27 protein-coding genes and 1 pseudogene are annotated in these 22,541 nt (G+C 62.4%); 14 read left to right on the top strand and 14 right to left on the bottom strand.

The features are described 5' to 3' along the window. Positions 1–122: 122 nt before the first annotated feature. On the top strand, positions 123–404 hold the full coding sequence (locus tag SO156_RS00140; protein ID WP_498533441.1) for a hypothetical protein: 282 nt from the start codon (positions 123–125) through the stop codon (positions 402–404). 210 nt (positions 405–614) lie between these two features. Here SO156_RS00140 and SO156_RS00135 read toward each other — a convergent pair whose 3' ends face one another. Next, complete coding sequence (locus SO156_RS00135) at positions 615–839, bottom strand: hypothetical protein (RefSeq protein ID WP_458145773.1); 225 nt, start codon at positions 837–839, stop codon at positions 615–617. A 163-nt stretch (positions 840–1,002) separates the two neighbouring features. Further along, on the bottom strand, positions 1,003–1,371 hold the full coding sequence (locus SO156_RS00130; RefSeq protein ID WP_498533440.1) for a YybH family protein: 369 nt from the start codon (positions 1,369–1,371) through the stop codon (positions 1,003–1,005). 758 nt (positions 1,372–2,129) lie between these two features. Here SO156_RS00130 and SO156_RS00125 point away from each other — a divergent pair. Next, positions 2,130–2,513: a universal stress protein gene (locus tag SO156_RS00125; RefSeq protein WP_498533439.1), complete on the top strand. Its 384-nt coding sequence runs from the start codon at positions 2,130–2,132 to the stop codon at positions 2,511–2,513. Positions 2,514–2,710: 197 nt separating this feature from the next. Here the strand turns inward: SO156_RS00125 and SO156_RS00120 are convergent, their stop codons facing one another. The 6 genes from SO156_RS00120 to pncA all read right to left on the bottom strand — a co-directional run bounded on the left by SO156_RS00120 (position 2,711) and on the right by pncA (position 8,263). Beyond that, positions 2,711–3,061 (bottom strand): hypothetical protein, encoded by a 351-nt coding sequence (locus SO156_RS00120; protein ID WP_498533438.1) that lies wholly within the window; start codon positions 3,059–3,061, stop codon positions 2,711–2,713. 29 nt (positions 3,062–3,090) lie between these two features. Beyond that, complete coding sequence (locus SO156_RS00115) at positions 3,091–3,477, bottom strand: GrlR family regulatory protein (protein WP_498533437.1); 387 nt, start codon at positions 3,475–3,477, stop codon at positions 3,091–3,093. A gap of 30 nt (positions 3,478–3,507) precedes the next feature. Beyond that, positions 3,508–5,541 carry an NAD(+) synthase gene (locus SO156_RS00110; protein ID WP_498533436.1) on the bottom strand — a complete coding sequence of 678 codons (2,034 nt, stop codon included), beginning with the start codon at positions 5,539–5,541 and terminating at the stop codon, positions 3,508–3,510. Positions 5,542–5,718: 177 nt separating this feature from the next. Then, the gene (locus SO156_RS00105) at positions 5,719–6,426 is read right to left on the bottom strand and encodes a c-type cytochrome (RefSeq protein ID WP_498533435.1); all 708 of its coding nucleotides are present in this window, start codon (positions 6,424–6,426) and stop codon (positions 5,719–5,721) included. A gap of 83 nt (positions 6,427–6,509) precedes the next feature. Further along, positions 6,510–7,634: an alpha/beta fold hydrolase gene (locus tag SO156_RS00100; RefSeq protein ID WP_498533434.1), complete on the bottom strand. Its 1,125-nt coding sequence runs from the start codon at positions 7,632–7,634 to the stop codon at positions 6,510–6,512. A gap of 2 nt (positions 7,635–7,636) precedes the next feature. Continuing rightward, complete coding sequence (gene pncA / locus SO156_RS00095; protein WP_498533433.1) at positions 7,637–8,263, bottom strand: bifunctional nicotinamidase/pyrazinamidase; 627 nt, start codon at positions 8,261–8,263, stop codon at positions 7,637–7,639. A 214-nt stretch (positions 8,264–8,477) separates the two neighbouring features. Between pncA and glk the strand changes: the two genes are divergently transcribed. After that, entirely contained in the window at positions 8,478–9,455 is a 978-nt protein-coding gene (gene glk, locus SO156_RS00090; RefSeq protein WP_458145765.1) for a glucokinase, read from the top strand. Positions 9,456–9,553: 98 nt separating this feature from the next. Next, positions 9,554–9,793, top strand: coding sequence for a hypothetical protein (locus tag SO156_RS00085; RefSeq protein ID WP_498533432.1), 240 nt, complete (start codon positions 9,554–9,556; stop codon positions 9,791–9,793). An 11-nt stretch (positions 9,794–9,804) separates the two neighbouring features. On the opposite strand, the gene SO156_RS00080 is transcribed toward SO156_RS00085, so the two are convergent. Further along, positions 9,805–10,017, bottom strand: coding sequence for a hypothetical protein (locus SO156_RS00080; RefSeq protein WP_458145763.1), 213 nt, complete (start codon positions 10,015–10,017; stop codon positions 9,805–9,807). A gap of 218 nt (positions 10,018–10,235) precedes the next feature. On the opposite strand from SO156_RS00080, the gene SO156_RS00075 reads away from it, so the two are divergent. Both SO156_RS00075 and SO156_RS00070 read left to right on the top strand, forming a co-directional pair. Further along, positions 10,236–10,439 (top strand): hypothetical protein, encoded by a 204-nt coding sequence (locus tag SO156_RS00075; protein ID WP_458145762.1) that lies wholly within the window; start codon positions 10,236–10,238, stop codon positions 10,437–10,439. A gap of 154 nt (positions 10,440–10,593) precedes the next feature. Beyond that, positions 10,594–10,749 (top strand): hypothetical protein, encoded by a 156-nt coding sequence (locus tag SO156_RS00070; protein WP_498533431.1) that lies wholly within the window; start codon positions 10,594–10,596, stop codon positions 10,747–10,749. 141 nt (positions 10,750–10,890) lie between these two features. Here SO156_RS00070 and SO156_RS00065 read toward each other — a convergent pair whose 3' ends face one another. The 4 genes from SO156_RS00065 to SO156_RS00050 form a co-directional block, all read right to left on the bottom strand. Next, entirely contained in the window at positions 10,891–11,622 is a 732-nt protein-coding gene (locus tag SO156_RS00065) for an adenylate/guanylate cyclase domain-containing protein (protein ID WP_458145760.1), read from the bottom strand. An 88-nt stretch (positions 11,623–11,710) separates the two neighbouring features. Further along, on the bottom strand, positions 11,711–11,971 hold the full coding sequence (locus SO156_RS00060; protein ID WP_458145759.1) for a PilZ domain-containing protein: 261 nt from the start codon (positions 11,969–11,971) through the stop codon (positions 11,711–11,713). A 307-nt stretch (positions 11,972–12,278) separates the two neighbouring features. Continuing rightward, entirely contained in the window at positions 12,279–12,668 is a 390-nt protein-coding gene (locus SO156_RS00055; RefSeq protein WP_458145758.1) for a response regulator, read from the bottom strand. A gap of 102 nt (positions 12,669–12,770) precedes the next feature. Next, positions 12,771–13,565: a Spy/CpxP family protein refolding chaperone gene (locus tag SO156_RS00050; RefSeq protein ID WP_498533430.1), complete on the bottom strand. Its 795-nt coding sequence runs from the start codon at positions 13,563–13,565 to the stop codon at positions 12,771–12,773. Positions 13,566–14,023: 458 nt separating this feature from the next. Between SO156_RS00050 and SO156_RS00045 the strand changes: the two genes are divergently transcribed. The 6 genes from SO156_RS00045 (at position 14,024) to SO156_RS00020 (ending at position 20,639) form a co-directional block, all read left to right on the top strand. Beyond that, positions 14,024–15,364, top strand: a complete 1,341-nt coding sequence (locus tag SO156_RS00045) for an ABC transporter substrate-binding protein (RefSeq protein WP_498533429.1) — start codon at positions 14,024–14,026, stop codon at positions 15,362–15,364. A 149-nt stretch (positions 15,365–15,513) separates the two neighbouring features. Continuing rightward, positions 15,514–16,452 carry a carbohydrate ABC transporter permease gene (locus tag SO156_RS00040; protein ID WP_458145755.1) on the top strand — a complete coding sequence of 313 codons (939 nt, stop codon included), beginning with the start codon at positions 15,514–15,516 and terminating at the stop codon, positions 16,450–16,452. Next, positions 16,452–17,363, top strand: a complete 912-nt coding sequence (locus tag SO156_RS00035) for a carbohydrate ABC transporter permease (protein WP_458145754.1) — start codon at positions 16,452–16,454, stop codon at positions 17,361–17,363. The genes SO156_RS00040 and SO156_RS00035 overlap by 1 nt, the downstream gene beginning before the upstream one ends. A 20-nt stretch (positions 17,364–17,383) precedes the next feature. After that, positions 17,384–18,484, top strand: coding sequence for an ABC transporter ATP-binding protein (locus tag SO156_RS00030; protein ID WP_498533428.1), 1,101 nt, complete (start codon positions 17,384–17,386; stop codon positions 18,482–18,484). 37 nt (positions 18,485–18,521) lie between these two features. Next, a complete protein-coding gene (locus tag SO156_RS00025; protein ID WP_498533427.1) occupies positions 18,522–19,508 on the top strand; it encodes a hydroxyacid dehydrogenase in 987 nt (328 codons plus the stop codon). 690 nt (positions 19,509–20,198) lie between these two features. After that, positions 20,199–20,639, top strand: a complete 441-nt coding sequence (locus SO156_RS00020; RefSeq protein WP_458145750.1) for a hypothetical protein — start codon at positions 20,199–20,201, stop codon at positions 20,637–20,639. A gap of 3 nt (positions 20,640–20,642) precedes the next feature. On the opposite strand, the gene SO156_RS00015 is transcribed toward SO156_RS00020, so the two are convergent. After that, entirely contained in the window at positions 20,643–21,152 is a 510-nt protein-coding gene (locus SO156_RS00015) for a DUF1993 domain-containing protein (protein WP_458145749.1), read from the bottom strand. Positions 21,153–21,243: 91 nt separating this feature from the next. Between SO156_RS00015 and SO156_RS00010 the strand changes: the two genes are divergently transcribed. Next, positions 21,244–22,029, top strand: coding sequence for a transporter substrate-binding domain-containing protein (locus SO156_RS00010; protein ID WP_458145748.1), 786 nt, complete (start codon positions 21,244–21,246; stop codon positions 22,027–22,029). A gap of 178 nt (positions 22,030–22,207) precedes the next feature. Then, a pseudogene (locus SO156_RS00005) lies at positions 22,208–22,541 on the top strand (DUF2147 domain-containing protein); the annotation flags it as partial.

The raw sequence follows: 22,541 nt of genomic DNA, 5'->3' as shown, positions 1-22,541 counted from the left end.
CGCGCCGGAAGCCGAGCAAGAATGCAAGCTCATCTCGTGAAAGCTTGGTCGAGCGTGGCGGTCTCGGAAATGCGTAGAACCTTCAGTAAAGCTGCCGAGTTTCTCTTTAGGAGGCGGTCAGGATGCTGCCAGGGAAATCGAGAAAAATGCGGGACTGGATGATGCTGGCGCTGGAGTCAAACCGCGTGATCGGGTTGCGTCTGGCGAAGCTGATGCGAGGCGGCAAGGGCGCCCAGCGTGAAGCCGAGCGCATGGTCAGCGAAAAAATACAGGCGGCCGCCAAAGCGGGCGCAAGCCTCATGGCAGGCGCCTCGAGCGATGAGATTGTGCGTCAATACCGAAAACGGGTCGCGGCAAACGCCAAACGGCTGAGCCGCCAGCAAAGACGACGCAAAAAACACTGATCCCGCCAATGCGACGTGAGCCATTCACAGGAACCGTAATGGCTGAAATGAGCGGTATGGGCCTGATGCGTCAGCCTTTGTGTCCCGATCTGTCGAGCCTTGAGGAAAGGCTGCTAATGCGTGCCGGGCTTGCCCGGTTCTGTTGGCGGACCGGGCGGAAGAACGCGCCAGCGGGGCGCACTCCGGACCGCGTGCGGCTGAGCCGGGCTCTCAATCGGGGTTATCCAGCTTGTCTATCTCAGCCCTCGCCAGCGCCGTGGCTTTCTCGGTGGCCTGCTCTCGCGTGAGGGTGTTACCGCTCAACCGGCGTGAGACAAGGTTGTCCCAATAGAACCTGACCGATTTCCGTCCGTCCGCGAACCATACCTCCAGACTTCCGCAGTCATCGTCTACGCCACGGTGAGGGATGATGCGGATGGGGTCGCCTTCGGCCATGGGGGAATTGCTACCATTCCGCAAGCATGGGGACAACGGCGGTGACCCTGGGCTGGTGATTTCGGTTTCGACGATGTCTATATCGCGCGGCGACCCGACCAAGGCGGTGACGAAGACGGGCGACGCCATCGTCGCCGATTGTCACCGGCAAGGTCGAGCGTCTTCAGTTGGATGAGATTCTTGCAGCGCAACCGATCAATGGGCTGCAACTCGTGTAGATAATCTTATTGGAGCGATCGAAGCGAAAGTAAAAGCGGACCGGCTTGCCTTCATAGCTCTGGTAATCGATCTGAACCCCGTGGCCGGTCAGGACCACATCGTCAAGGCTAAAGGAGCACCTGCTTTCGAGCTTCGGTGCCCAATAGCCCGCGATCGAATTTCGTCCCGTCAAGGTCACGCCCTCGCAGCCGCATTCCATGACCGCGCGCTCATCATACAGATCGAGCAGAGCGTTTAGGTCTCCCCGTCGGCAGGCATCGAGCCAGTCAACGACGGCGGCAAGAGGATCGAATTCTTCCCGTGGAATCGACATGAGGTCCCATACAAAACTGTCGCCGCTCCCGATCGCAACCTAGACGCATCCGGATAAGGAAAACGGCCCGGAGGAACTGGGGGCTCCGGGCCGAGTGTTTATTCAACTAAAGAGCCCCTCGAGCGGCGAGGAGGCCAGGCTGCCAAGGAAACACCACGGTCAACCGCAGAACGCGCGCCGCTGCAAATATCTTTCTGGTAAGGCAGATTAACTCGGAGCAAGCTTCATCCGTTTTGGGGCGGCCACCGCTGGCGCTAATCAGACGCGGGCCCAGAAGGACGGCTTTAAGGGCGGCGAGCACGTAAACCTTCGTATAGGTCCGTTACCCGTTTAGATGACCGACGTTCACCGAGTTTCAATTGAGCCGCAATCGCGATCGTCTTATCTACAGAGTAGCGGTAGCCCTCCCGCTATCGCTGCCCTCCTTGGGCGTTTCCTCCCTAGACTTGGGCCGCTAGTGGCAACGCAGGCGGCCTTTCTTTTTGTCTGGGCCCATCGGTTTCTCGGTCTTTTGAAGAGCATGAGAACTAAGGAGTACGCGCGACCGCTCCATTCGAGGATATCTGCTCCCATTAAAGTCCGTGGCTGCAAATACAGAGAAGGCAGTCGTCTCGCCTCGAAATGTCGCGGTGAGCCACGCGCCGACATGTCGGTCGCAGCACGATTGGCCGATTGATGTATCGCAAGACTTTATCCGAAACGCGGGCCCAACCTACCTTCGGAAGGCAGCTTTACGTTCAGACAATCGGGAGTGAAGCATGTACCGGCATATTCTCATTCCGACAGATGGGTCGGTGCTGGCGGAGCATGGGGTGGCGCATGGGTTGGCGTTGGCGAAGTTCGTTGGCGCCAAGGTATTCGTAATCAACGTTGTGGAACCGCTTTTTGCAGTGACAGGCGACTTCGCGAGCGTGTTGGATCACGTGGCAAATGCGGCCAGGGAGGCTGGCGTTTCCTGCGAGACGATTCAGGTGGAGAACGGGCAACCGCATCAAGCCATCATCGCAGCAGCCCAGGACAAAGGCTGCGATCTCATTGTAATGTCGTCGCATGGGCTCAGCGGACTTTCCATGCTTCTAATGGGCAGTGTGACAAACAAGGTGCTGACCTACGCGAAAACGCCCGTGCTGGTTTGTCGCTGAACGTTGCAGATCGCTTGGGTCATTCGCGACCGGCTACGCCAACGACAAGTCCGGTGCGCCCGCTGTGCCGCCGGAAGCGAGCGACCTTCGATCACCTTGGAGCGCCCTGCTTTGGCTACCTGAGGATGGGATTTAGGAGCAAATCCGGCCGTGACCCAGCGAACGTTACACACAATTGAATGGAACGTTTACCCGCTTCAAATCCCACCAGCGAAGGAGCGCCTGCTGTTGATCGTGTCAGCAGCCGGCCAGCCACCAAGTCTCAAGCTCATAGGCAAAAGTGAGGTTGCGATCGGATATTGGACCGGCGACGCCTTTCGGGTGATGTCCGGCTTTTTGCGACCACGGCTGACCGATTGGCAGCCGGCGGTTACCCATTGGGCGAGACTTGCGCCATGTTTGCCCACAGGGATCGATCTCATTCGCGACAGAAGATTCGACTCTGACATTCGGGATTGAGCAATCACGACGTCGCCGCGATGCACGGCAAGAATGTCCTGCCCCTTGTCCGACAGCAGGAACAGCGCAAGGCGCGCGGCGACCTTCAATCCCGTATCTCGGCGATACGCCGCCGCGCCTACATCGCCTCTTTCAGAGTCAACCGCGCCGTAAACGTTACGCTGGTCTTGCCGACCAGCGCCATGCCTTCGACCTCGGCGCCGCCTGCGGAATACACGCCGGAGAAGCCGCAGGTAACCTCCCTGCCCGCGAACGCCAGCGGCTTGCCGACCGCCTCGGTGTGCTGATTGACCGTCATCTCGCCGCGCCACTTGCCTTTCCGGAAGGTGTAGTGGCCTGTGTAGTAGAAATAGCTGTCGCCACCCAAGATGCGACCGTCGCAAAGCACGGCAACGCCCTTGGCCTGGCCGCGCTTGCCATCGCGCATCTCGATCTCGAAAATGTAGAGGCCGTTGACGACCCCGGTGTGATTGTCGGCCGTTTCCGGCCCAGGTTCGGCCGCCATCAGCCTACCCTCTTTTTTCGTCCGTCTTCATCACTTTGGCACGTTGCGCTCGAGGTCGTCGAGCCAGGCAGCGGCGCTGGAGTCGGACGGCGCGCGCCAGTCGCCGCGCGGCGAGAGCGAGCCGCCGGCCGAAACCTTTGGACCGTTGGGCATCGCCGAGCGCTTGAACTGGCTGAATGCGAAGAAGCGCCGCAGGAACACCTCGAGCCAGTGGCGGATGTCTGCAAGCGCATAGGCCCTGCGCCGGTCGTTCGGGAAGGCCGGCGGCCATTCACCTCCGGCAACATCCTTCCACGCATGCAGCGACAGGAAGGCGATCTTCGACGGACGGAACCCGAAGCGAAGCGTGTAGAACAGGTTGAAATCCTGCAGCTCGTACGGGCCGATCGCGGCCTCCGTGCTTTGCGGCTTCTCGCCGGGCTTGGCGGGAACGAGTTCCGGCGAGATCTCGGCGGCGAGGATCGATCCCAGCGTTCGGTTGACATCATCGCTGAACTGCTTCGAGGCGATCACCCAGCGGATCAGATGCTGGATCAGCGTTTTTGGCACGCCGGCATTGACGTTGTAATGCGCCATCTGGTCGCCGACGCCATAGGTGCACCAGCCGAGCGCGAGTTCCGACAGGTCGCCGGTGCCGATGACGATGCCGCCGTGATGGTTGGCGAGGCGGAACAGGTAGTCGGTGCGCAAACCCGCCTGCACGTTCTCGAAGGTGATGTCGTAGACCTTTTCGCCCTTGCCGAAGGGATGGCCGATATCCCTCAGCATCTGCGTCGCCGTGGCGCGAATGTCGAGTTCCTGCCAGGTCGTCTGCAGCGCCTTCATCAGCGCAAGCGCGTTGGACTTGCTCTCGCTGCCCGTGGCAAATCCCGGCATGGTGTAGGCGAGGATGTTTTCGCGCGGCAGACCCAGCAAGTCGATTGCCTTGGCGGCGACGATCAGGGCGTGGGTGGAATCGAGCCCGCCCGACACGCCGATCACGACGCGTTTTGTCCCAGTCGCGCGCATCCGCTGCACGAGGCCGGCGACCTGGACGTTGTAGGCTTCGTAGCAGTCGTGCTCGAGCAGATGTTCGTCGCTCGGCACGAAGGGAAAGCGCTCGACCTTGCGCAGGAAGCCGATATCGGCAACCGGCGGTTTCAAGGCAAAGGAGATCTTGCGGAAGCTTGCCTCGCGCTGGCGACGGTTGTCATCGAACGTTCCCATCAGCGAACGCTCTTGCCGCAGCAGGTCGAGATCGACGTCAGCGGTCGTGATCTGCCCGCCTTGCCGGAACCGCTCGCCCTCGGCCAGCAGCACGCCGTTCTCGTAGATCGAGGTCTGGCCGTCCCAGGCCAGATCCGTCGTCGACTCGCCCGCGCCCGCGGCGGCATAGACATAGGCGGCAAGACAGCGCGCGGAGGTCGATTGGCACAATAGTGCGCGTGAGCGTGCCCGGCCAATCGTGATAGGGCTGCCCGAGAGATTGATCAGCACGCTCGCCCCGGCAAGCGCCAGCTCGGAGGCCGGCGTGACGGGGATCCACATGTCCTCGCAGATCTCGACGCCGATGGTCAGGCCCGTGACGTCCTCCGCCACGAACAGCAGGTCGACGCCGAACGGCGCGCGCAGGTCGCCGACCGCGATCGCCTCGCCGACGACCCCGGCGCCGGAGGCGAAGTGGCGGCCTTCGTAGAACTCGCGATAGGTCGGCAGGTACGTCTTGGGAACGACGCCGAGGATGCTGCCGCGATGGATGACCACGGCACAATTGTAGATGCGCGCGCCATGGCGCAGGGGCGCGCCGACGATCAGTACGGTCATCTGGGCCGATGACGCCTCGACGATCGCCTCAAGGCCGCGCTCGACCGCATCGAGCAGCGGGTCCTGCATGACGAGGTCTTCGATCGCATAGCCGGACAGGCACAGTTCGGGGAAAACGGCGACCGCCACCGCCTGCCCATGGCATGCGCCCGCGGCCGCCACGATCGCCGCAGCATTGGCCGCGGGATCGGCCACGTGCGAGGTCGTGACGCAGGCGGCCACGCGCGCAAATCCATGGGCGTAGATCGAGTGAAAACTCATGGCGCGCGGACCTTCGGTTCAGTTGCGAACCATTCTTAGCCGATTGACGCGGATCAATGCACGTAATTCCCAATCATGCATAACGGCTCTGCTAAACATCCTCCCTACTCCACTTCCGGCCGCCCGCCCCTTATGGATGCTGCGGCCGTTCCTTTCAGAATGGCGTGGATGCCGGCCTTACCGGGAGCGTTCCGCCCGCAACGTCTCGAACAACGCGACGATGGCCTCGACTTGGTGACTGGCAAGTCGCGGGTTCGGCATGGACTGGTTCGGTCCGAGGTAACGATGACCGGAGGTGAGAAGCTGCCTGAGGTCGTCGCTGGAGAATGACGGGCGACTCGCGAGGTCGGGGAAGCTCGGCGCCGGGATGCGCGAGTCCGGCTGTTCATTCGGCCTGTCGGAGACCACATGGCAGTTACCGCAGATCGAGCGCGCCAGCCCGCGCGCCTCGGCGAGCTGGTCGACGAAGAGCTGATCCGTGAAAGGCGAGCTCGCCGGAACCTGAAGCGTGATGAAGCCATATCCCTCGGCGCGGTGGCAGGCGTTGCAGCCATTGGTCAGATCGCCATACGCCTTGGTGAAAGCCGCGGCGTCTTTGGCATCGACGGCACTGCGCAAGGTCTGTATCGCCACGGCGGCCTGATCGGCGCGGCCCGTCGGCTGCGCCACGCGCCCGAGGGCCGCTTCGATCTGGTTGAGTTCGTAGGTCGCGAGCGGCCAGTTTCCGAGGCGGCCGGCAGACCACAATTTGATGTGCCGGAACTGAAGCGCGGCCATCAGCTCGGATGCGGCCTTGTCGCCACGCATCCTGTTGGCCTGTCCAAGCGCATGCGAAATCACGGCAGTTGCCAGCGCAAGAGCGGTCAGAAGTGTGCTGAGCCTCATGGAGCCTCCACGTCACACTCTAGGATCCATGTCACTCCAGCGGCTTGACCGGGATCAAGCCCGACGCCCTCAGGTCATCCCGCTCAGGCCCTGCGCGCGAGAACGCCGCCGCCGAGATCGGAGCGCAGCCATTCGGTGATGCGCGGCCAGGCATGGACATGGGTTCGCGCTCCCATGAACAGCCCGAGATGATCCGACGGCTCTGATGCCGCCGCGATGAAGACCGAGGGCGTGCCCACGAGATCAGCGGTCGCCAGCGCCTGCGTCGCCGGCACGACCTCGTCGTCAAGCCCGGCGAGCAGGAAGATGGGCGCTCTTACGTCCTTCAAATCGATTTGCCTGCCGAGCGCTACGAAGCCTCCCGCCGCGATCCGGTTCTCGCGGAAGATCCAGTTGACGATCTGGAGATAATAGCTGCCCGGCAGGTTGAGCGTCTCCTCGTTCCAACGATTGAAGCGCTCCAGAAGCTCAGCTCCGCCCTCCTCGGCCAAACTCCTTTGCAACGCCACCGCGATATCCTCCGCGCTCAGTGACCTCGACCAGAAGCGCAGCATCTCCTCGCCGCTGACATTGCCGCCGCCGCGCGCCACGAGCTGGTCGTAGACCAGTTCCGGCGCATTGCGCGCGAGCCGGGACAAGGCAGACTCGATCGCGAGATCAACGGGAGCGCCGACCAGCACCAGGCGGCGCACCTTGTCCGGAAAACGCGCGGCGTAGAGCAGCGACAGCCAGCCGCCCTGACAGAGCCCGATGAGGTCGACCGGCGCACCGATCTCATCGATCGCGACATTGAGGTCACCGAGATAGCTGTCGATCGAGAGATAGCGCATCTCAGGCGACGCCGAGCGCCAGTCCGTCAGATAGACCCGATCCACCCCGCCCTCGTGCAGCGACTGCACGACGCTGTGTCCGGGCGCAAAATCGGCGATCAGCGCACGATGCAGGGCATAGGGCGCGCACACCAGCGCCGGCGGGCCGGTACGCTTCTTCGTACAATCGCGCAGGCGCATGGTCGCGAGCTCCAGCGCGACCTGGCTGGGCGTGGTCCAGGGCAGTTCCGTCTCGCGCGGTTCGGGCGAGCTACGCTCCACCCACCAGAACGCGGCGTCCATGGCGAACTTGGCCGCAGCGAACGGCCACAGCAGCGGATCATCCGATCCGGGCTCGGATCCTGTCGGTGGCGGCGGTTTCTTGGTCCCTTGCGCCATCTTTAGAAGAACGCCTCGATGCTGACCACGGGAATGCCGAGCGCCTTGAAGCTCTGATGGGTGGCGGCGATCGAGCCGTCGAGATCGATGCCGCGGCAGGCATCCTCGATCACGGCGACCTCAAGCCCCGCCTTACGGGCATCCTCCGCCGAAAAGCGGACGCAAAAATCCAGCGCCAGGCCTGCGACGAACACCGTCTTCAGCTCTCGCTCGCGCAAATAACCAAGCAGCCCGGTCGGGGTCTTGTGGTCGTTCTCGAACAGTGCCGAATAAGAATCGATGCCACGGCGAAATCCCTTGCGCACCACGAGGCTTGGCCGGCGGAGCTCGAGATCCCGATGGAATTCGGCGCCGGCGGTGCCCTGCACGCAATGGGTCGGCCACAGCACCTGTGGACCGTAGTCGAGATCGATGGCCTCGAACGGCCGCTTGTTGGGGTGGTTGGAGGCGAAGGAGACGTGATCGGCGGGATGCCAGTCCTGCGTCAGCACGACATTGACGAATTTTTGGGCGACGCGATTGATGGCGGGCACCACTCTCTCGCCACCCGGGACGGCCAGGGCCCCGCCGGTGCAAAAGTCGTTCTGGACGTCGATCACGAGCAGGACGTCCCGGTCGGATATCTTCATTGCTGGTCTCCACCCGGTCTGGCCTCAATGTCGATCTTCCGGTGCGGCTTCGCAACCGCCTACCGCGGGCGGATTGCTGCCGGCGCAACGGGTTCGCCTAGCATCGACGTTGACGACATCATCAAGCCGCGGTGGTATGCGAATCTGACCGCGAAGCAATGGAGACAAGGTTCCCGCGATCACCCATGGCGGTGGATGCGGCGGCCACGAGGACATGACCAGTCGGACGACAAGAGGTTGCGCATTGCTTGCCGACATCGGCGGCACCAATTCGCGGTTCGCGCTGATGGAGGAAGACGGCCAGATCGGGCCGGTCGCCTACGCGCGGGTCGCCGACTTCCCCACCGTTCGCGACGCCATGGCCGACTTCCTGGCTCGCCAGGTCAATGGCGCGCGCGTCGGCATCGCCGTGCTCGCCGTCGCCGGCCCTGTCGTGAACAATCGCTGCGTCATGACCAACAGTCCCTGGATCATCGATGGGAAGGAGCTCCGTGAAGGCTTTGGCCTCGACGCGGTTCACGTGCTCAACGATTTCGAGGTGCTGGCCTGGGCGCTGCCCGCCCTGCAACCGGCCGACCTGTTCCCGCTCGATGCCCAGACTGGTGCTGGCGGCGAGCCGCTTCTGGTGCTCGGACCCGGCACGGGCTTTGGCGTCTCCTGCCTCGTCGAGCGTCACGGCGCCCGGGTGGCCGTGATCACGGAAGCCGGTCACGCGACCCTGCCCGCGGAGACAGAGCGCGAGGAGCGCGTCATCGCCGCGATGCGACGGCGACTGGGCCATGTCGAGATCGAGCTGGGCGCCCTGTCGGGTGCGGGGCTGCAAAACCTCTACGAGGCGGTCGCCGAGGTCGACGGTGTGACGGCTCCACAGCGCGACGCGGCGGCCATTACCACGGCCGCGCTCGATGGCAGCTGCGACCTCAGCCGCACCGTGCTCGAGATGTTTTGCGCCATCCTCGGCTCCGTCGCCGGCAATCTGGCGGTGACCTTCGGTGCTCGCGGCGGCGTCTATATCGCCGGCGGCATCGTCCCGCGCTTCCCGAAATTCCTCGCCGCCTCCGCCTTCCGCGAGCGCTTTGAGGCCAAGGGACGTTTTCGGGACTACCTGCATCCCATTCCGACCAGCATCATCGTCAAGCCGGACGCCAGCTTTGCGGGCCTGAAGGCTTTCTGCGATCACAGCACGGCGTGAGCCTCTCCCCGCGATGGCGGCATTGAGCGTGAAACGCCTCACAGCCGGTGTCCCAACGGTGTTAGGGTCACACGGTTTGAGGGCTCGGGGAGGCTTTGGTGAATTACCTGATCCGGATCATTGCCATTTCGTTTGTTTTGATGCCCCCCGGTTTTGCGCAAAAGCTGGTCGATCCGGGGGCGGTTGCGCCGGAGTACCGCGACGCCGCAGAGCATCGCCGCGCGGAGCAGCTGAGGCAGCGTGCCTGTGCCCTCAAGGCGGACCAGGCCAAGATCCTGCTGCGCGACCGCGCGGCCTTCGTGCTGAAATGCATCGACGCGGCCGACGCGAGCAAATAGCCCGTCGTCTGCTAGCGACCTTTGCCAAGCTCACCACGCTTGCGGCCGAGCATGCCTGCCAGCGTGATGAACGCGACCAGAACAGCCGTCAGACATGCCCATCCGCGCAACTGCGCGAGTGACCAGCCAAGCTCGGCCTGGGCAAGGTAGTCCAGCATGATGGCGACATAGCCGGCCACCCAGACGGCAACAATGATCGAAATGAAATCGAATTCATCCTGCATTCGCGTATTCCAATGCCCTGCCGCTTAGCTATAGGCCCCGGCGGGCGAGAGCTCTGTGACCTCCTTCACAGCGCAAGCGCGGTCCGCTTGTGATCTCGCTCAAACCGCGCGGCGCAATCCACAGCTCATTGCCTCGGTCAGCTCCAAGGGCGCGAGTTCCTGCTTGCCCGCCGCCGTCGCCTGATGAACAATTCGCCCGTGGTGCGCGGGGGCGTGGCATGCGTAAGCAGGACGTGGGGTTTGACTACCATCGCTATCACCGGTTGCTGACCGAGGCGGTGGACGAGGACAGCCGATTGGCGCTGATTGATCTCCTGATCGAGGAAAAGGCCAGGGACCGGCTGGCCGCGCAGCGTGCCTCCGACCGGGCAGCGATGACGGCGCAGACCATCGCCAAGGTGCTGAGAACGGGCCGCAGCTGATCCCGGGGATATCAGCCCTGCCGGCGTGTCGCCGCCGCGGAGTCGTGGATCGATTGCGATTCCGTTAAGGATGCCTGGCAATCCCGTATCAAACTTTCTGCGCTAGAGATTTCCCTACCTGATGCAATTCAGGATCAAAACAGGGGGAATTGACATGAGCATGCTTTCACTCGCTTCGGCTCCGGCCGGCATCGAAATCCGTTCGATCGACAGTTCCTTCAAGGCCATAGTGCTGTTCTGCTGCGTCGGTCTCCTCGCCTCGTTCAGCCTGATGGCGCACGGCATCGACCTGAGCGCCGGCTTGATGTGAGACACCACCAAGCCTGATTAGAGACGTTCATTAGAAGACTTTGATCGCAAATCATCTTTGGCAAATCATCCTTGAAATGGCCGCCCCCGGGGCGGCCATTTTCATTTGACGTCTCATTTGTCCCTGGGGCCGCGGCAACCGTCACCCTGCGAACAGCATCACCGGCTCTTGAAAACCCTTCAGCGTATGCTCGGAGCCGTCTCCCGCAACCAAGTCACGTGCCCGGTCCCGCACCGTCGACGTCACCAAGATCTCGCCCGAGCGCGCCGCGGCCTGTGCCCGGGCAGCGCGGTTCACCACGGTTCCGACCGCGGTCAGGTCGCGATGCGTCTGACCGAACTCGCCAAAATTGGTTTCTCCACTGTCAATGCCAATCCCGATCCCAACCTCGTGCCCGCTGCTCCCGATCGCGCGCATCAGCTCGTCGCGCCGGCGGCCGAACCGCTCCTGGATCTCCCGCGCGGCAAGCAGCGCCTGCTCGGCGTGGTCGGTCCGCTTGACCGGGAAATTGAAGATCGCGAACACCGCATCACCGATCGTCTTGTTCAACAGGCCGTCGTAGTGCCAGATCGCCGCGGCGCAGTCGTCGTAGAAGGCATCGAGCAGCGCGGTCAGCGCAGCCGGTTCGAGGCTCTGCGTCAGCGCCGTATAGCCGCGCAAATCCGCAAACATCACAGTGGCATCGATCGTGACGGAGCGCGCCTTCATCACTCGCGAGAAGGCCATTTCACAGATGGTGCAGGTGTTCGGGTTCATCCGGCTCGGCTTGACGCCGAATAGACGAAACGGCGCCGATAGCGGCCCGCGTAGCGGGATCGGCAAATGCAGGTTCTCCCAGCATCCCAGGCAGATCGTCGCAGGCTCAGGTGTCATCGCCAGCTCGGGTTCGTTTCGTCCATTCCGCGCCCGCCAGAAGCTAGCAGCACCTTTGCCTGCGCGCAGCGTGAATCTATCTCCGCACTCAGGGGCCGTTCCCCTCCCCGCCGACGAAGGCGAGCCCAATCCGGTTCTTCTGGATCCAGATCACCCTGCAATCGCGGACCGAGGAGTCCTTGGCCATGACGAGGCGAAAACGCTGGGGAATGAAGGCGGGATTGTCGACGTCGATTGCCGCGCCGGCAGGCGAGATGTTGCGGACGACGCAGCTCATCACCGAACCGCCCACGGAAACGTAGGCCAGCTCTTCGATGTCGATACGAGGATACTTTCGTTTGTCGTCCATGAGCTGTCCGCCTCGATCCAAGCCTAGCCGGACTGCCTAAACAAATTGCATGGTGCTCAGGTTTCCCCGGCGTCAATTTCATTGTGCGATGCAGTGGAATGGCGGCTCGCGTGAAACGCCAATCACGCCGCTCGTGGGTTCCCGACAAGACCGCACCTCGGCCACAGGTCGGGCGTGAATCGGTCCGCTTTTCTTCAAGTTCCGGTGACGAATTGAGCGGGCCGCGCCGCTGCGGCAGGATAGCCGGGCGCAGTGCCTTCCACCTACCCCAGGGCAAGGTTGCCCGGCTATTCGCCGCAAGCGGACGTCAGGCCGATCCGCTTTTCGAGGCGGCCGGCGAGCCGGGAAAAAGAGACTCGATGATCGTCTTGAGCTGGTCGATCGAAATCGGCTTGCGCAGGATCGGCCTGCGCCGGAGCAAGGACGGCAGCAACTCCGGCCCGTAACCCGTGGCGAACAGAAACGGCTTGCCGCGGCGTTCGATCAGGTCCGCGACGGGGTCGACGTAAAGCCCCATGAGGTTGATGTCGAGAATGGCCAGATCGTATTGCGCCGTCATCGCGAAGGCGCTCGCGTCCTGAACATTGTCGGCCTCAGCAACAACATGGTGGCCAAGCTCCTCCACCATGTCGGCTATCATCATCCGGATCAACGCCTCGTCTTCGACCAGGAAAACGGAGAGTGCGCCCGTCGTCATATCAACCCCGCAGCGATCATTTGCAGCTAATCATAACTGCATCGCCGCGGGGATTCACGAGTTCGTGGCAATCGAGCGCGACAAATCTTAGTCAAACGCCGATCAATCCAAGCCGCGCTCGTGGCTGAGGCGGACCATCTCCTGGATGAAGACTTCCTTCTGCTTGTCGTCCAGGCTCGAGTACAGCGGCTCGGCAGCATCGGCAACGTTGCGCTGGTCCGCGGCGCGGTCGATCAGGAACTGCGCCTCGTTGCGCATCTGCTCGATGATGTCGTCCGGCGGATCGCGCTTGGCGCGGGCAATCCGCAGGTTGAGCCGCTCGGCGCCGTTATGGCCGAGGTAGTGCATGGCGCTGGAGAAACCGTACCAGTGCTTCTCCTGGTCGGGCGTGAGGTTCAGCTCTGTTTTGATGCGCTCGATATAGGAATCGCTGTTGGCGACGATCTGCTCGGCGGTGAGTTGCGGCGTGCCGTTCTGGGTGAGAACGGTGACGTCCTTTGCCGCGTCGTTCGGTGCGTCCTTGCCGGCCTTGGCGGTCTTGCTGCCCTTGCCGCTCTTGGCGTCCTTGTTCGCGTCCTTGGCGCCCTTGGCGTCGGCGCCCTTGTCGGTCCCCTGCTGCTTCGCGTCCTTGCTTGCGTCCTTGGCGGCCGGCGCCTGGTTGTTGTTACCAACCCCGAGCACGCCGGTGAAGACACCGACGACGCCGCCTATCGCGCCGCCCAGCACGCCACCGACCGGGCCTGCTGCCTTGTTGCCGGCGGCCGCACCCTCCTGAACACCTTTGACCAGGCCCTGCGCATTGGCGACGCAAGCGGCGCCCAACAGCAATGCAACGACTGACCCGAGCGCGAACCATCGTCGCAGGCGAAGCCGCGCGGGCGGCGTCGGGTTGATCATTCTGGTCTCCATCTCGATCTGATTGGCTGCTCGGAGGGTGGAATCGCGGAAAGTCTGTCGGCCGGAACTCTAGCGTTTTCAGGTCGCGCCGGTCCAGACCGAGGAGCGACCCTCCACATCCGAAAAGTCTGTCCTGCGAACCGGTTAGTTCAGGGTCATTCCGAACTGCGGCGTAATTGCGCTCGAACGATCCTCGCCCATGCCGACCAGAGTGTGCGTCGCAAAAGGAGCAGTCCAGGTTCATCACCGCGACACACGCACGACGCGGAGCCGCCGCTCACTTGAACTCAACGTTAGTTCAAGAAACGCGCGCGTTGGATTTCTCGACAGACGCGATCAATTCTGATCTGATCGCGCTACCAATTCTCCGCGGCTCGCGTGACTGGCCACGCGAGGCGACGGCAAGAAAAACAAAAACAACAAAAACAAAACAACGAATGCCAAAGCGAGGAAACGAGATGTCACGCAAGAAGCTTACGCGGCGACAATTTGTGGCCGCAACTGCCATGTCCTCCGCAGCCCTGATCACCGCGCCGTATGTGCGCGGCGCCTACGCCGCCGGCAAGCTCTCGATCGGCTTGTGGGACCACTGGGTGCCCGGCGCCAATGACAGCTCAAGGGCTCTCGTCAACGAGTGGGCTGCAAAGGAGAAGGTTGAGGTTTCCATCGACTACATCACCAGCAACAACAAGAAGATCGAGTTGACCGTTGCTGCCGAGGCGCAGGCCAAATCCGGTCATGACATTCTCCAGATGTACACCTGGTGGCCGCATGCTTATGCCGAGCAGCTGGAACCGGTGAATGACGTCGTGGAGGCCGCGATCAAGCAGAACGGCGAGGTGAACGACACGGTGAAATATCTCGGCCAGGCCACTGGCAAATGGCTTGCCGTCCCTGCCACCCCGGGAAGCCAGATCAAGGGGCCCTGCTCCCGCATCGATCTGATGAAGAAGCACGCCGGCATCGACGTTCAGGAGCTGTATCCGGCTGGCAGCCCGCCGAAGGCCGACAACTGGAACATGGATACCTTCCTGAAGGCGGCGGAAGCCTGCCAGAAGGCGGGCTTCGCATTCGGCATCGGTCTTGGCGAGACCACCGACAGCGTCGATACGGCCGGCGCCATCTTCCAGTCGTTCGGCGCCGAGCTGGTCAATTCCAAGGGCGACATCACGGTGAAGACCGATCAGGTCCGCCAGGCGCTCGAATACTACAAGAAGCTGGTCGCCTTCCTGCCGCCTGACGCGCCGTCCTGGGACGACGCCTCGAACAACAAATGGCTGATCTCGGGGCGCGGCGCTCTCATCATGAATCCCCCGAGCGCCTGGGCGGTTGCCAAGCGCGACGCGCCGCAGGTCGCCGAGCAATGCTGGACCCACGGCTTCCCGGCGGGTCCCAAGGGTCGCTTTGCGCCGTTCCTGCCCTATTTCTGGGGCCTCTGGAGCTTCTCCAAGAACAAGGAAACGGCCAAGAGCCTGCTCACTTACCTGTCTCAGCCGTCATCGATCGAAAAATTCGTTGCGGCGAGCGGCGGCTACGACCTGCCGGCCTACGCGAACATGACGACGCTGAAGACCTGGGCCGAGGAAGGGCCGCCCAAGGGCACGCTCTATCATTATCCCAATCCCTACAATCATCAGACGCTGTCGATCGCGGCCTCTCCTGCGCCGCCAAAGATCGCCCAGCAGATCTATGCGCAGGCGACGCTGACCAAGATGGCGCTGCGCTTTGCGCAAGGGGAGAAGTTGGAGAACACGCTCGCCTGGGCCGAGGGCGAGTGCGAAGGCTTCATGCGAAGTTAAGCCGGAGGGCGTGCCACGGCGGTTCATGCATCTTGCGTGAGCCGCCAGGGCACCCCGCCGTTCGATGGACGTTTCAGAGGAGGCCGACACCCGCGTGCCGGCTTCACCGTCGGATATTCTGCAAGCAAGCTTGACCCGGGGAAACAGACATGGCCGATGTCGTCGTTGAGCACGGTCGCGTTGCCGGCACCGCGAGCGCACGCAAACGGACGAGCCTGCACAATGCGTTGGGGCGGAAATCGACCGCGGCGTTCTTCCTGACGCTGCCGTTGATCCTCCTGATCGCGCTGCTCGTGCTCTACCCTGCTCTGTTCTCGATTCATCTCGCGACGCTGAACAAGTCGATGCAGAAGTTCGTCGGCTTCGGCAACTTCACCTTCCTGTTCAAGCGCGAAACGTTCTGGATGGTGGTCAAGCAGTCCTGCATCTTCGCGATCACCGCCGTGATCTTCAAGGCGCTGATAGGCTTCATCGTCGCGCATTTCGTGCACAACATTCCGGCCAAGGGCCAACGCAAATGGCGCGGCATGCTGCTGGTGCCCTGGGTCATTCCGCCAGCGATGAGCACCCTGGCGTGGCTATGGCTGTTCGACCCCTCCTACAGCGCGTTCAACTACACGCTCTCATTTTTCGGCATCGGTCCCATTCCCTGGCTCGGCGATGCCGCATGGGCGCGCTTCTCCGTCATTCTGGTCAACGTCTGGTACGGCGCGCCGTTCTTCATGATCATGTATCTGGCGGCGCTGAAATCGGTACCGGAGCAACTCTACGAGGCCGCCGCGATCGACGGCGCCAATTGGTGGCAGCGGATCTGGTACGTGACGCTGCCGATGATGCGTAACATCATCGCGATCACGACGCTGTTCTCGCTGATCGTCACCTTCGCCAATTTCGACATCGTCCGCATCCTGACCTCGGGCGGGCCGCTCGATCGGACCCAGATCTTTGCGACCTATGCGTTCCGGGTCGGCATCGAGAGCAGCGATATTCCTCTCGGCGCCAGCGTCTCGCTGTTCATGGTCCCCATCCTCGCCGTCGCGGCGATCTTCATCCTGCGCGACGTCTCTAAACGCGGGAACGAATCCTGATGAGCACGCTCGCGATCGACAAGGCCGGCCCCCGGCGCAAGGTCAAATATGGCAGCATGAGCCGCGACCGCGCCTGGGCGCTGCGCTGGTCCTACTTCTTCCTGCTGCTGTTCGCGATCTTCTCGCTGACGCCCCCTATTTACATGCTGATCACCTCGCTGAAGAGCAGCGCTGAGATCTCGGCCGCGACCAACCCATGGTGGGTGTTCCACCCGACGCTGTCGAACTACCTCGAGCTCCTGACGTCGAACCAGTTCCTGCGCTTCTTCTGGAACTCCGCTATGGTCTCGATCGTGGTCGTGATCGTCACCATGCTGATCAGCATTCCCGCAGCCTTTGCGCTGGCACGGATGAAGTTCTGGGGCTCAGCGACACTCGCCACGGGCGTGTTCCTGACCTACCTGATCCCGGACAGCCTGCTGTTCATCCCGCTGTTCAAGATGTTTGCGCTGATCCAGGACCTGACGGGCATCACATTGCTCAATCGATGGTATGTGCTGCTGTTCGTCTATCCGACGCTGACGGTTCCGTTCTGCACCTGGATCATGATCGGCTATTTCGCCTCGATCCCGAAGGAGCTCGATGAAGCCGCGATCATCGACGGCGCGTCCTGGCTTCAGACGTTGACGCGGATCTTCATTCCAGTGGCACTGCCGGGGCTGATCGCCGCGACGATCTTCGCCTTCACCGTCTCCTGGGCCCAGTTTCTCTATCCCCTGGTGTTCACGACCTCTATCGACCAGCTCGTGCTGCCGGTTGGCATCACCACGACGCTGATCAAGGGCGACGTCTTCAACTGGGGGCAGATCATGACCGGCGCTCTGCTCGGTGCAGCGCCGCCGCTGATCATCTACGCTTTCCTGATGGACTACTACATTGCCGGCCTGACGGCCGGTGCGACAAAGGGTTGAAATCGAGGGGTTGACGATTCATGGCTGATGTTTCCTTGCGCAAGGTGGTCAAGCGTTACGACGACGTCGAGGCGGTGCGCGGCATCGATCTCGACATATCCGACCACGAGTTCATCGTGCTGGTCGGCCCGTCGGGCTGCGGCAAGTCGACGACGCTGCGGATGATCGCAGGGCTTGAGGATATCAGCGACGGCGACATCATGATCGGCGGCGACGTCGTCAACGACGTGCCGCCGAAGGATCGCGACATCGCGATGGTGTTCCAGAACTACGCACTCTATCCGCACATGACGGTCGCCGAGAACATGTCGTTCGGGCTGCGCCTGAAGCACTATCCGAAGGCCGAGATCAAGGCGCGCGTGACGGAGGCCGCCCGCCTCCTCGACATCACCGACCTGATCGACCGCAAGCCGAAGCAGCTCTCCGGCGGCCAGCGCCAGCGCGTCGCGATGGGTCGCGCCATCGTCCGCAATCCAAAGGTGTTTTTGTTCGACGAGCCGCTCTCCAACCTCGATGCCAAGCTGCGCGTGCAGATGCGCATCGAGATCAAGAAGGTGCATCAGAAGGTGCGCACCACCACGGTCTACGTCACCCACGACCAGGTCGAGGCGATGACGCTGGCGGACCGCGTCGTGGTCATGAACAAGGGCCGCATCGAGCAGATCGGCACGCCGAACGAGCTTTACCACAAGCCGGCGACGCGCTTCGTCGCAGGCTTCATCGGCTCGCCGGCGATGAACTTCGTGCCGTGCCGGCTCGAGGATGTCGGCGGCCGCCTCAGCATCCGCCTGACCGATCGCGTCTCCTTCCCGCTGCCGCCGGCGCGCGCCTCGCGCTACAACGCGCTGCCGCGCACCGACAAGCTGCAGCTCGGCATCCGCCCGGAGCATCTCACCGAGTCGCATGCGCATCTGGAGCCTGGCGTAGAGACGTTCGACACGGTGCTCGACGTCACCGAGCCGATGGGCATTGAGACGCTGGTCTACTTCACCCTCGACGGCACGCCGGTCTGCGGCCGCGTCAATCCCAATGCCGGCGCCAAGGACGGAGCACCCATGCGTTTGGCGATAGACCTCAACAACATGCACCTGCTAAACGAGGCAACCGGCCTCGTGTTGTGATGGCCGGACGAGAAGAGCTTCGAGCAGGCAGGGAACGATGGCGACCAACAAGAAGAAGATTTTTGTCACGCAAACTTTGTCGGGGGGCGCACGCGCCCTTCTCACCCAGCGGGACGACATCGAGCTCGTCGAGTTCTCCAACCTGATCTCGGCTGCGGATTTCCAGGCGATGCTGACGGCGCATGCGCCGGTCCACGGCGTGGCGCTCGGCGCGACCCGATTCGGCGAGCCCGAGCTCGAAGCATCCGGGGACATGCAGGTGGTGACGCGGATCGGCGTCGGTTACGACGCGGTCGACGTGCCTGCCCTCTCGCGCCGCAAGGTGCCGCTGATGGTCGCGGGCTCCGCAAACTCGCCGTCGGTCGCAGAAGCCGCGCTGTTCATGATGCTGACGCTGGCCAAGCGCGCCCAGGAGTTGCACGCCTGCGTCAGAGACAACAAATGGGCCGACAGGCTCGGCATCCTGCCGTTCGATCTCTACGGCAAGACCGTGGTGATCATTGGCTTTGGCCGCATCGGCAGTCGCACCGCCAAGCGCTGCCTCGCGATGGAAATGAACGTCCTGGTTTACGACCCCTACAAGTCCGCGGCCGACATCAAGGCCGCCGGTTGCGAGCCGGTCACCGATCTCGACGCGACGCTACCCCGGGCCGACTTCGTCAGCATCCACTGCCCGAAGACACCTGAAACCGTCGGCATGTTCAACGCGGCGCGGATCGGCCTGCTGAAGCGGACGGCCTATCTCATCAACACCGCGCGCGGCGGTATCGTTGAAGAGAAGGCGCTCTACGACGCGCTCACCTCGGGCCGGCTTGCCGGCGCCGGGCTCGACGTGTTTGAGCAGGAGCCGCCGCCGGCTGGACACTCATTGTTCGAGCTTCCGAATGTGATCATGGCGCCGCATGTGGCTGGCGTCACCGTCGAGGCGGTCGATCGCATGAGCGAGCAGACCGCGCGGAATATCCTAAGCGTGCTCGACGGCGATCCGATCCGCCAGAACGTGATCAACCAGGATGTCCTATAGATGTAAATTAAACAGTCATATCAGTGCATTAGGTGAATATTCGTAAGATCGCGGTCAAGGAGAAACGCCCCGTGGTGAGCCAAGGGATCGTCAAGACTCGCTGACTGGTCTTAAATTGCTCCGTGTACCGTCGCAAATTTGTCGTCACTTCGTACCAGTTCTTCCCGGTTTCCTCTGTTGCAATAGGCTGACAGTCACCTCGGACAGGGGGCCGGACTCATGGAAATATTTCGCGCAGAGAAGATTTGCGTTGTCGAGGACAACTCAAACAGAACCTGTCGTGTCTGTGGCGAGAAAATGAAACTTGTACGAACAGTGGTGGACTCCGAGACCGGAGACATCACTCATATGTTCCAATGCGGGTGCGGAAAGCGCTTCTGGGACGATTGAGGTGCAGCTCCGCAACGGAGCGAAGAACCGCCAGCGCTGGCGGCGCATCGCCGGCGGCCAAGGCGACAAGACTACAACGGCGCTCGGCTCCCGCCTCAACTACCTCGGGGTAAAGGGGGATATCCTTGCCTGATCGCTGGTGTTTCGGAGAGGCGGAAATCGCCTCGCCAAGGTCAACCAGGCGTCCCATTTCGGCACAATCGGGCCCAAACCTGGCCTTAATCAAAGGCAACCTAGGGTGACAGGTCGCGACCGGTCGTGGGACAGAATTGCCGGCGCGTCCTCTTGGAGGATGGACCCTTGTCAGACATCGACCCGACCGATCACGCGCTGGCGACGATCGCCAGCATTCTCGAACACCCCGAAGCCCCGCCCGAGATTGAGAAGTTCGCGAACGTCGACGAGCATCCGAGTGTCGATGAGGATCTGGTCGTCGACGAGCAGCCGCTCGTGCCGGAGCATCCGGCCGACGCCGACGGCTACAGCAAGCTCGGCCCCGGGCCGATGGCAGCGCTGCGGTTCAAGTGGACCGTGCAGCGCGGCGACGAGGGTCTCTACTACGTCCACGAGACCATCGGCGAGTATTCGACGCCCGTGGTCAGCGGACCGATGTCGGGCGAAGCCGCGGTGCAGTTCGTCGACGAGCGCGAGCACGAAGCGCGTCAGCGCTTCGAGATCCTGCGCGACGAGATCGCCAACCGCAGCTCGGTCGCCCACATCGTGCGGAAAGGTGAGGCGTAAGCCTCACCTTCTGCCCAAAAAGTCCTTCTTCACGAGATCGACGCCGGCGTGCCGCAGGATGTCGTAGGCGGTCGTGACGTGAAAGAAGAATTGCGGGACCGTGAAGGTCAGGAGCAGTGAGCGTCCGGTGAAGGGCAGTTCGACGCCGGTTTTCAGCCGGAAGGCGACGTCCTTCTCACCTGCGGCATCGATCTCGGTGCGCGGCAGGCTCTCGATGAAATCAACCGCGGCCGCGATGCGCCGCTGCAGCTCCGCAAGATCAGGCCTCGTATCGCCAAACGTGATCGGCTCGCGCCCGGCAAGCAGCGCGGATCCGACCACGGCATGGCGAACCGCCTCACCCACCTGCTGCGCCAGTTCATACATGTTCGGATAGAGCCGCATGCCCAGCAGGATCGCCGGATCGATCTTGCGCGCTTCGGCGTGGGCGGCGGCCTTGTCGAGCAGCCCGGACAGGTTGCGCAGAAATGGCACGAACATGCCGACGGAAACCTCATGGAGGGAAAGCGTCACTTCAAAATTTCCTTCTCGCAGTCTGCGGACATCTGGTCTAAATCCGCAGGTTCAGGAACAACATGACAGCTCATGCGAGGGTGAGAAAGACATGATCGTGCGACGACTGGTGGCACTGGCCGCGGCGGTGGTGGTGAGCTTTGCAGCCCATGCGCAGGAGACGACGTCCCCTTCCCGCCTCGACGAGATCATCAAGCGCGGCACCTTGCGTGTCGGCATGACCGGGGACTATCGGCCCTTCACCTCGCTCGACAAGACGACGCAGAAATTCACTGGCTTCGACGTCGACATGGCCGAGGCACTGGGCAAGGCGCTCGGCGTCAAGGTCGAGTACGTCCAGACCGCCTGGCCCAAGCTGATGAAGGATTTTGAGGCCGACCAGTTCGACATCGCGATGGGCGGCGTCTCCGTCACCTTCGACCGCCAGAAGAAGGGCCTGTTCTCCACGCCCATCATGCGCGAAGGCAAGACGCCGATCGCGCGTTGCGCCGACGTCGCCAAATACCAGACGCTCGCCGATATCGACAAGAAGGGCACACGCGTCATCGTCAATCCGGGCGGGACCAATGAGCGCTTCGCGCGAGCCAACATCAAGGCTGCCGACATCAACATCTTCCCGGACAATACCGCGATCTTCGACGAGATCGCCAAGGGCAATGCCGACCTGATGATGACCGACGCATCCGAGACGCGCTATCAGCAGAAGCAGCATCAGGGTGTGCTGTGTGCGGTGCATCCGGACAAGCCGTTCGATTTCTCGGAGAAGGCCTACTGGCTCCAGCGCGACGTTGCGCTGAAGGCCTTCGTCGATCAGTGGCTGCACGTCTCCATGGAGGACGGCAGCTACCAGAAAATCTATGGCGCCTGGTTCGATTAGAACGTCGTGCCTGTCCGCATTTTGGCTGCCCGCCGGTCAAACCTTGGACCGAGTTGGCGCGCATTGAACCAAGATTGAAGGGAGTACGACTCATAGCTTGAAAGTGATCTGGATCACGTTTCGCCACGGGGCCGGGGCGTAAGCGTCGATACGGCGAGCACCTGCTCAGGAGATTGCAATGAAAAAGCTGTTGGCGATGGCCGCATTTCTTTTGGCAAGCACAGCTGCCCAAGCGCAATACACCTTCGAGTATGGCGGCCGTACCATCCGCATCGACCCCGACCGCGGCACGGTGCAGATCCCCGGAGTCTTTGACAACACCGGCCAGGGCAAGGCGAAGAAGGCCAAGAACGACGCCAAGAACGACGTCAAGCCCGATACCAAGAACACGCCCAAGACCGACACCAAAACGGACACGCAGCCGCCCCAACAGGCCAAAGTCGATCCGCATCCCGCAGCCAATCCCGCGCCGGCGCCGGCGCGGGATTGGCTGCGGGATGCGGATCGACTTT

Source organism: Bradyrhizobium sp. UFLA05-125, assembly GCF_059803515.1.
The sequence above is the reverse complement of the archived record's forward strand: the minus strand, read 5'-3'. Positions and strand labels throughout refer to the sequence as shown.

Bases quoted from the DNA above. Each gene is read 5' to 3' on its own strand.
- SO156_RS00060 (WP_458145759.1), bottom strand. From the start codon at position 11,971: ATGGACGACAAACGAAAGTATCCTCGTATCGACATCGAAGAGCTGGCC.
- SO156_RS00105 (WP_498533435.1), bottom strand. From the start codon at position 6,426: ATGAGGCTCAGCACACTTCTGACCGCTCTTGCGCTGGCAACTGCCGTG.
- SO156_RS00050 (WP_498533430.1), bottom strand. From the start codon at position 13,565: ATGATCAACCCGACGCCGCCCGCGCGGCTTCGCCTGCGACGATGGTTC.
- SO156_RS00030 (WP_498533428.1), top strand. From the start codon at position 17,384: ATGGCTGATGTTTCCTTGCGCAAGGTGGTCAAGCGTTACGACGACGTC.
- SO156_RS00025 (WP_498533427.1), top strand. From the start codon at position 18,522: ATGGCGACCAACAAGAAGAAGATTTTTGTCACGCAAACTTTGTCGGGG.
- glk (WP_458145765.1), top strand. From the start codon at position 8,478: ATGACCAGTCGGACGACAAGAGGTTGCGCATTGCTTGCCGACATCGGC.
- SO156_RS00075 (WP_458145762.1), top strand. From the start codon at position 10,236: ATGCGTAAGCAGGACGTGGGGTTTGACTACCATCGCTATCACCGGTTG.
- SO156_RS00035 (WP_458145754.1), top strand. From the start codon at position 16,452: ATGAGCACGCTCGCGATCGACAAGGCCGGCCCCCGGCGCAAGGTCAAA.
- SO156_RS00110 (WP_498533436.1), bottom strand. From the start codon at position 5,541: ATGAGTTTTCACTCGATCTACGCCCATGGATTTGCGCGCGTGGCCGCC.
- SO156_RS00070 (WP_498533431.1), top strand. From the start codon at position 10,594: ATGAGCATGCTTTCACTCGCTTCGGCTCCGGCCGGCATCGAAATCCGT.
- SO156_RS00125 (WP_498533439.1), top strand. From the start codon at position 2,130: ATGTACCGGCATATTCTCATTCCGACAGATGGGTCGGTGCTGGCGGAG.
- SO156_RS00140 (WP_498533441.1), top strand. From the start codon at position 123: ATGCTGCCAGGGAAATCGAGAAAAATGCGGGACTGGATGATGCTGGCG.
- SO156_RS00065 (WP_458145760.1), bottom strand. From the start codon at position 11,622: ATGACACCTGAGCCTGCGACGATCTGCCTGGGATGCTGGGAGAACCTG.
- SO156_RS00010 (WP_458145748.1), top strand. From the start codon at position 21,244: ATGATCGTGCGACGACTGGTGGCACTGGCCGCGGCGGTGGTGGTGAGC.
- pncA (WP_498533433.1), bottom strand. From the start codon at position 8,263: ATGAAGATATCCGACCGGGACGTCCTGCTCGTGATCGACGTCCAGAAC.
- SO156_RS00045 (WP_498533429.1), top strand. From the start codon at position 14,024: ATGTCACGCAAGAAGCTTACGCGGCGACAATTTGTGGCCGCAACTGCC.
- SO156_RS00130 (WP_498533440.1), bottom strand. From the start codon at position 1,371: ATGTCGATTCCACGGGAAGAATTCGATCCTCTTGCCGCCGTCGTTGAC.
- SO156_RS00135 (WP_458145773.1), bottom strand. From the start codon at position 839: ATGGCCGAAGGCGACCCCATCCGCATCATCCCTCACCGTGGCGTAGAC.
- SO156_RS00055 (WP_458145758.1), bottom strand. From the start codon at position 12,668: ATGACGACGGGCGCACTCTCCGTTTTCCTGGTCGAAGACGAGGCGTTG.
- SO156_RS00100 (WP_498533434.1), bottom strand. From the start codon at position 7,634: ATGGCGCAAGGGACCAAGAAACCGCCGCCACCGACAGGATCCGAGCCC.
- SO156_RS00080 (WP_458145763.1), bottom strand. From the start codon at position 10,017: ATGCAGGATGAATTCGATTTCATTTCGATCATTGTTGCCGTCTGGGTG.
- SO156_RS00040 (WP_458145755.1), top strand. From the start codon at position 15,514: ATGGCCGATGTCGTCGTTGAGCACGGTCGCGTTGCCGGCACCGCGAGC.
- SO156_RS00115 (WP_498533437.1), bottom strand. From the start codon at position 3,477: ATGGCGGCCGAACCTGGGCCGGAAACGGCCGACAATCACACCGGGGTC.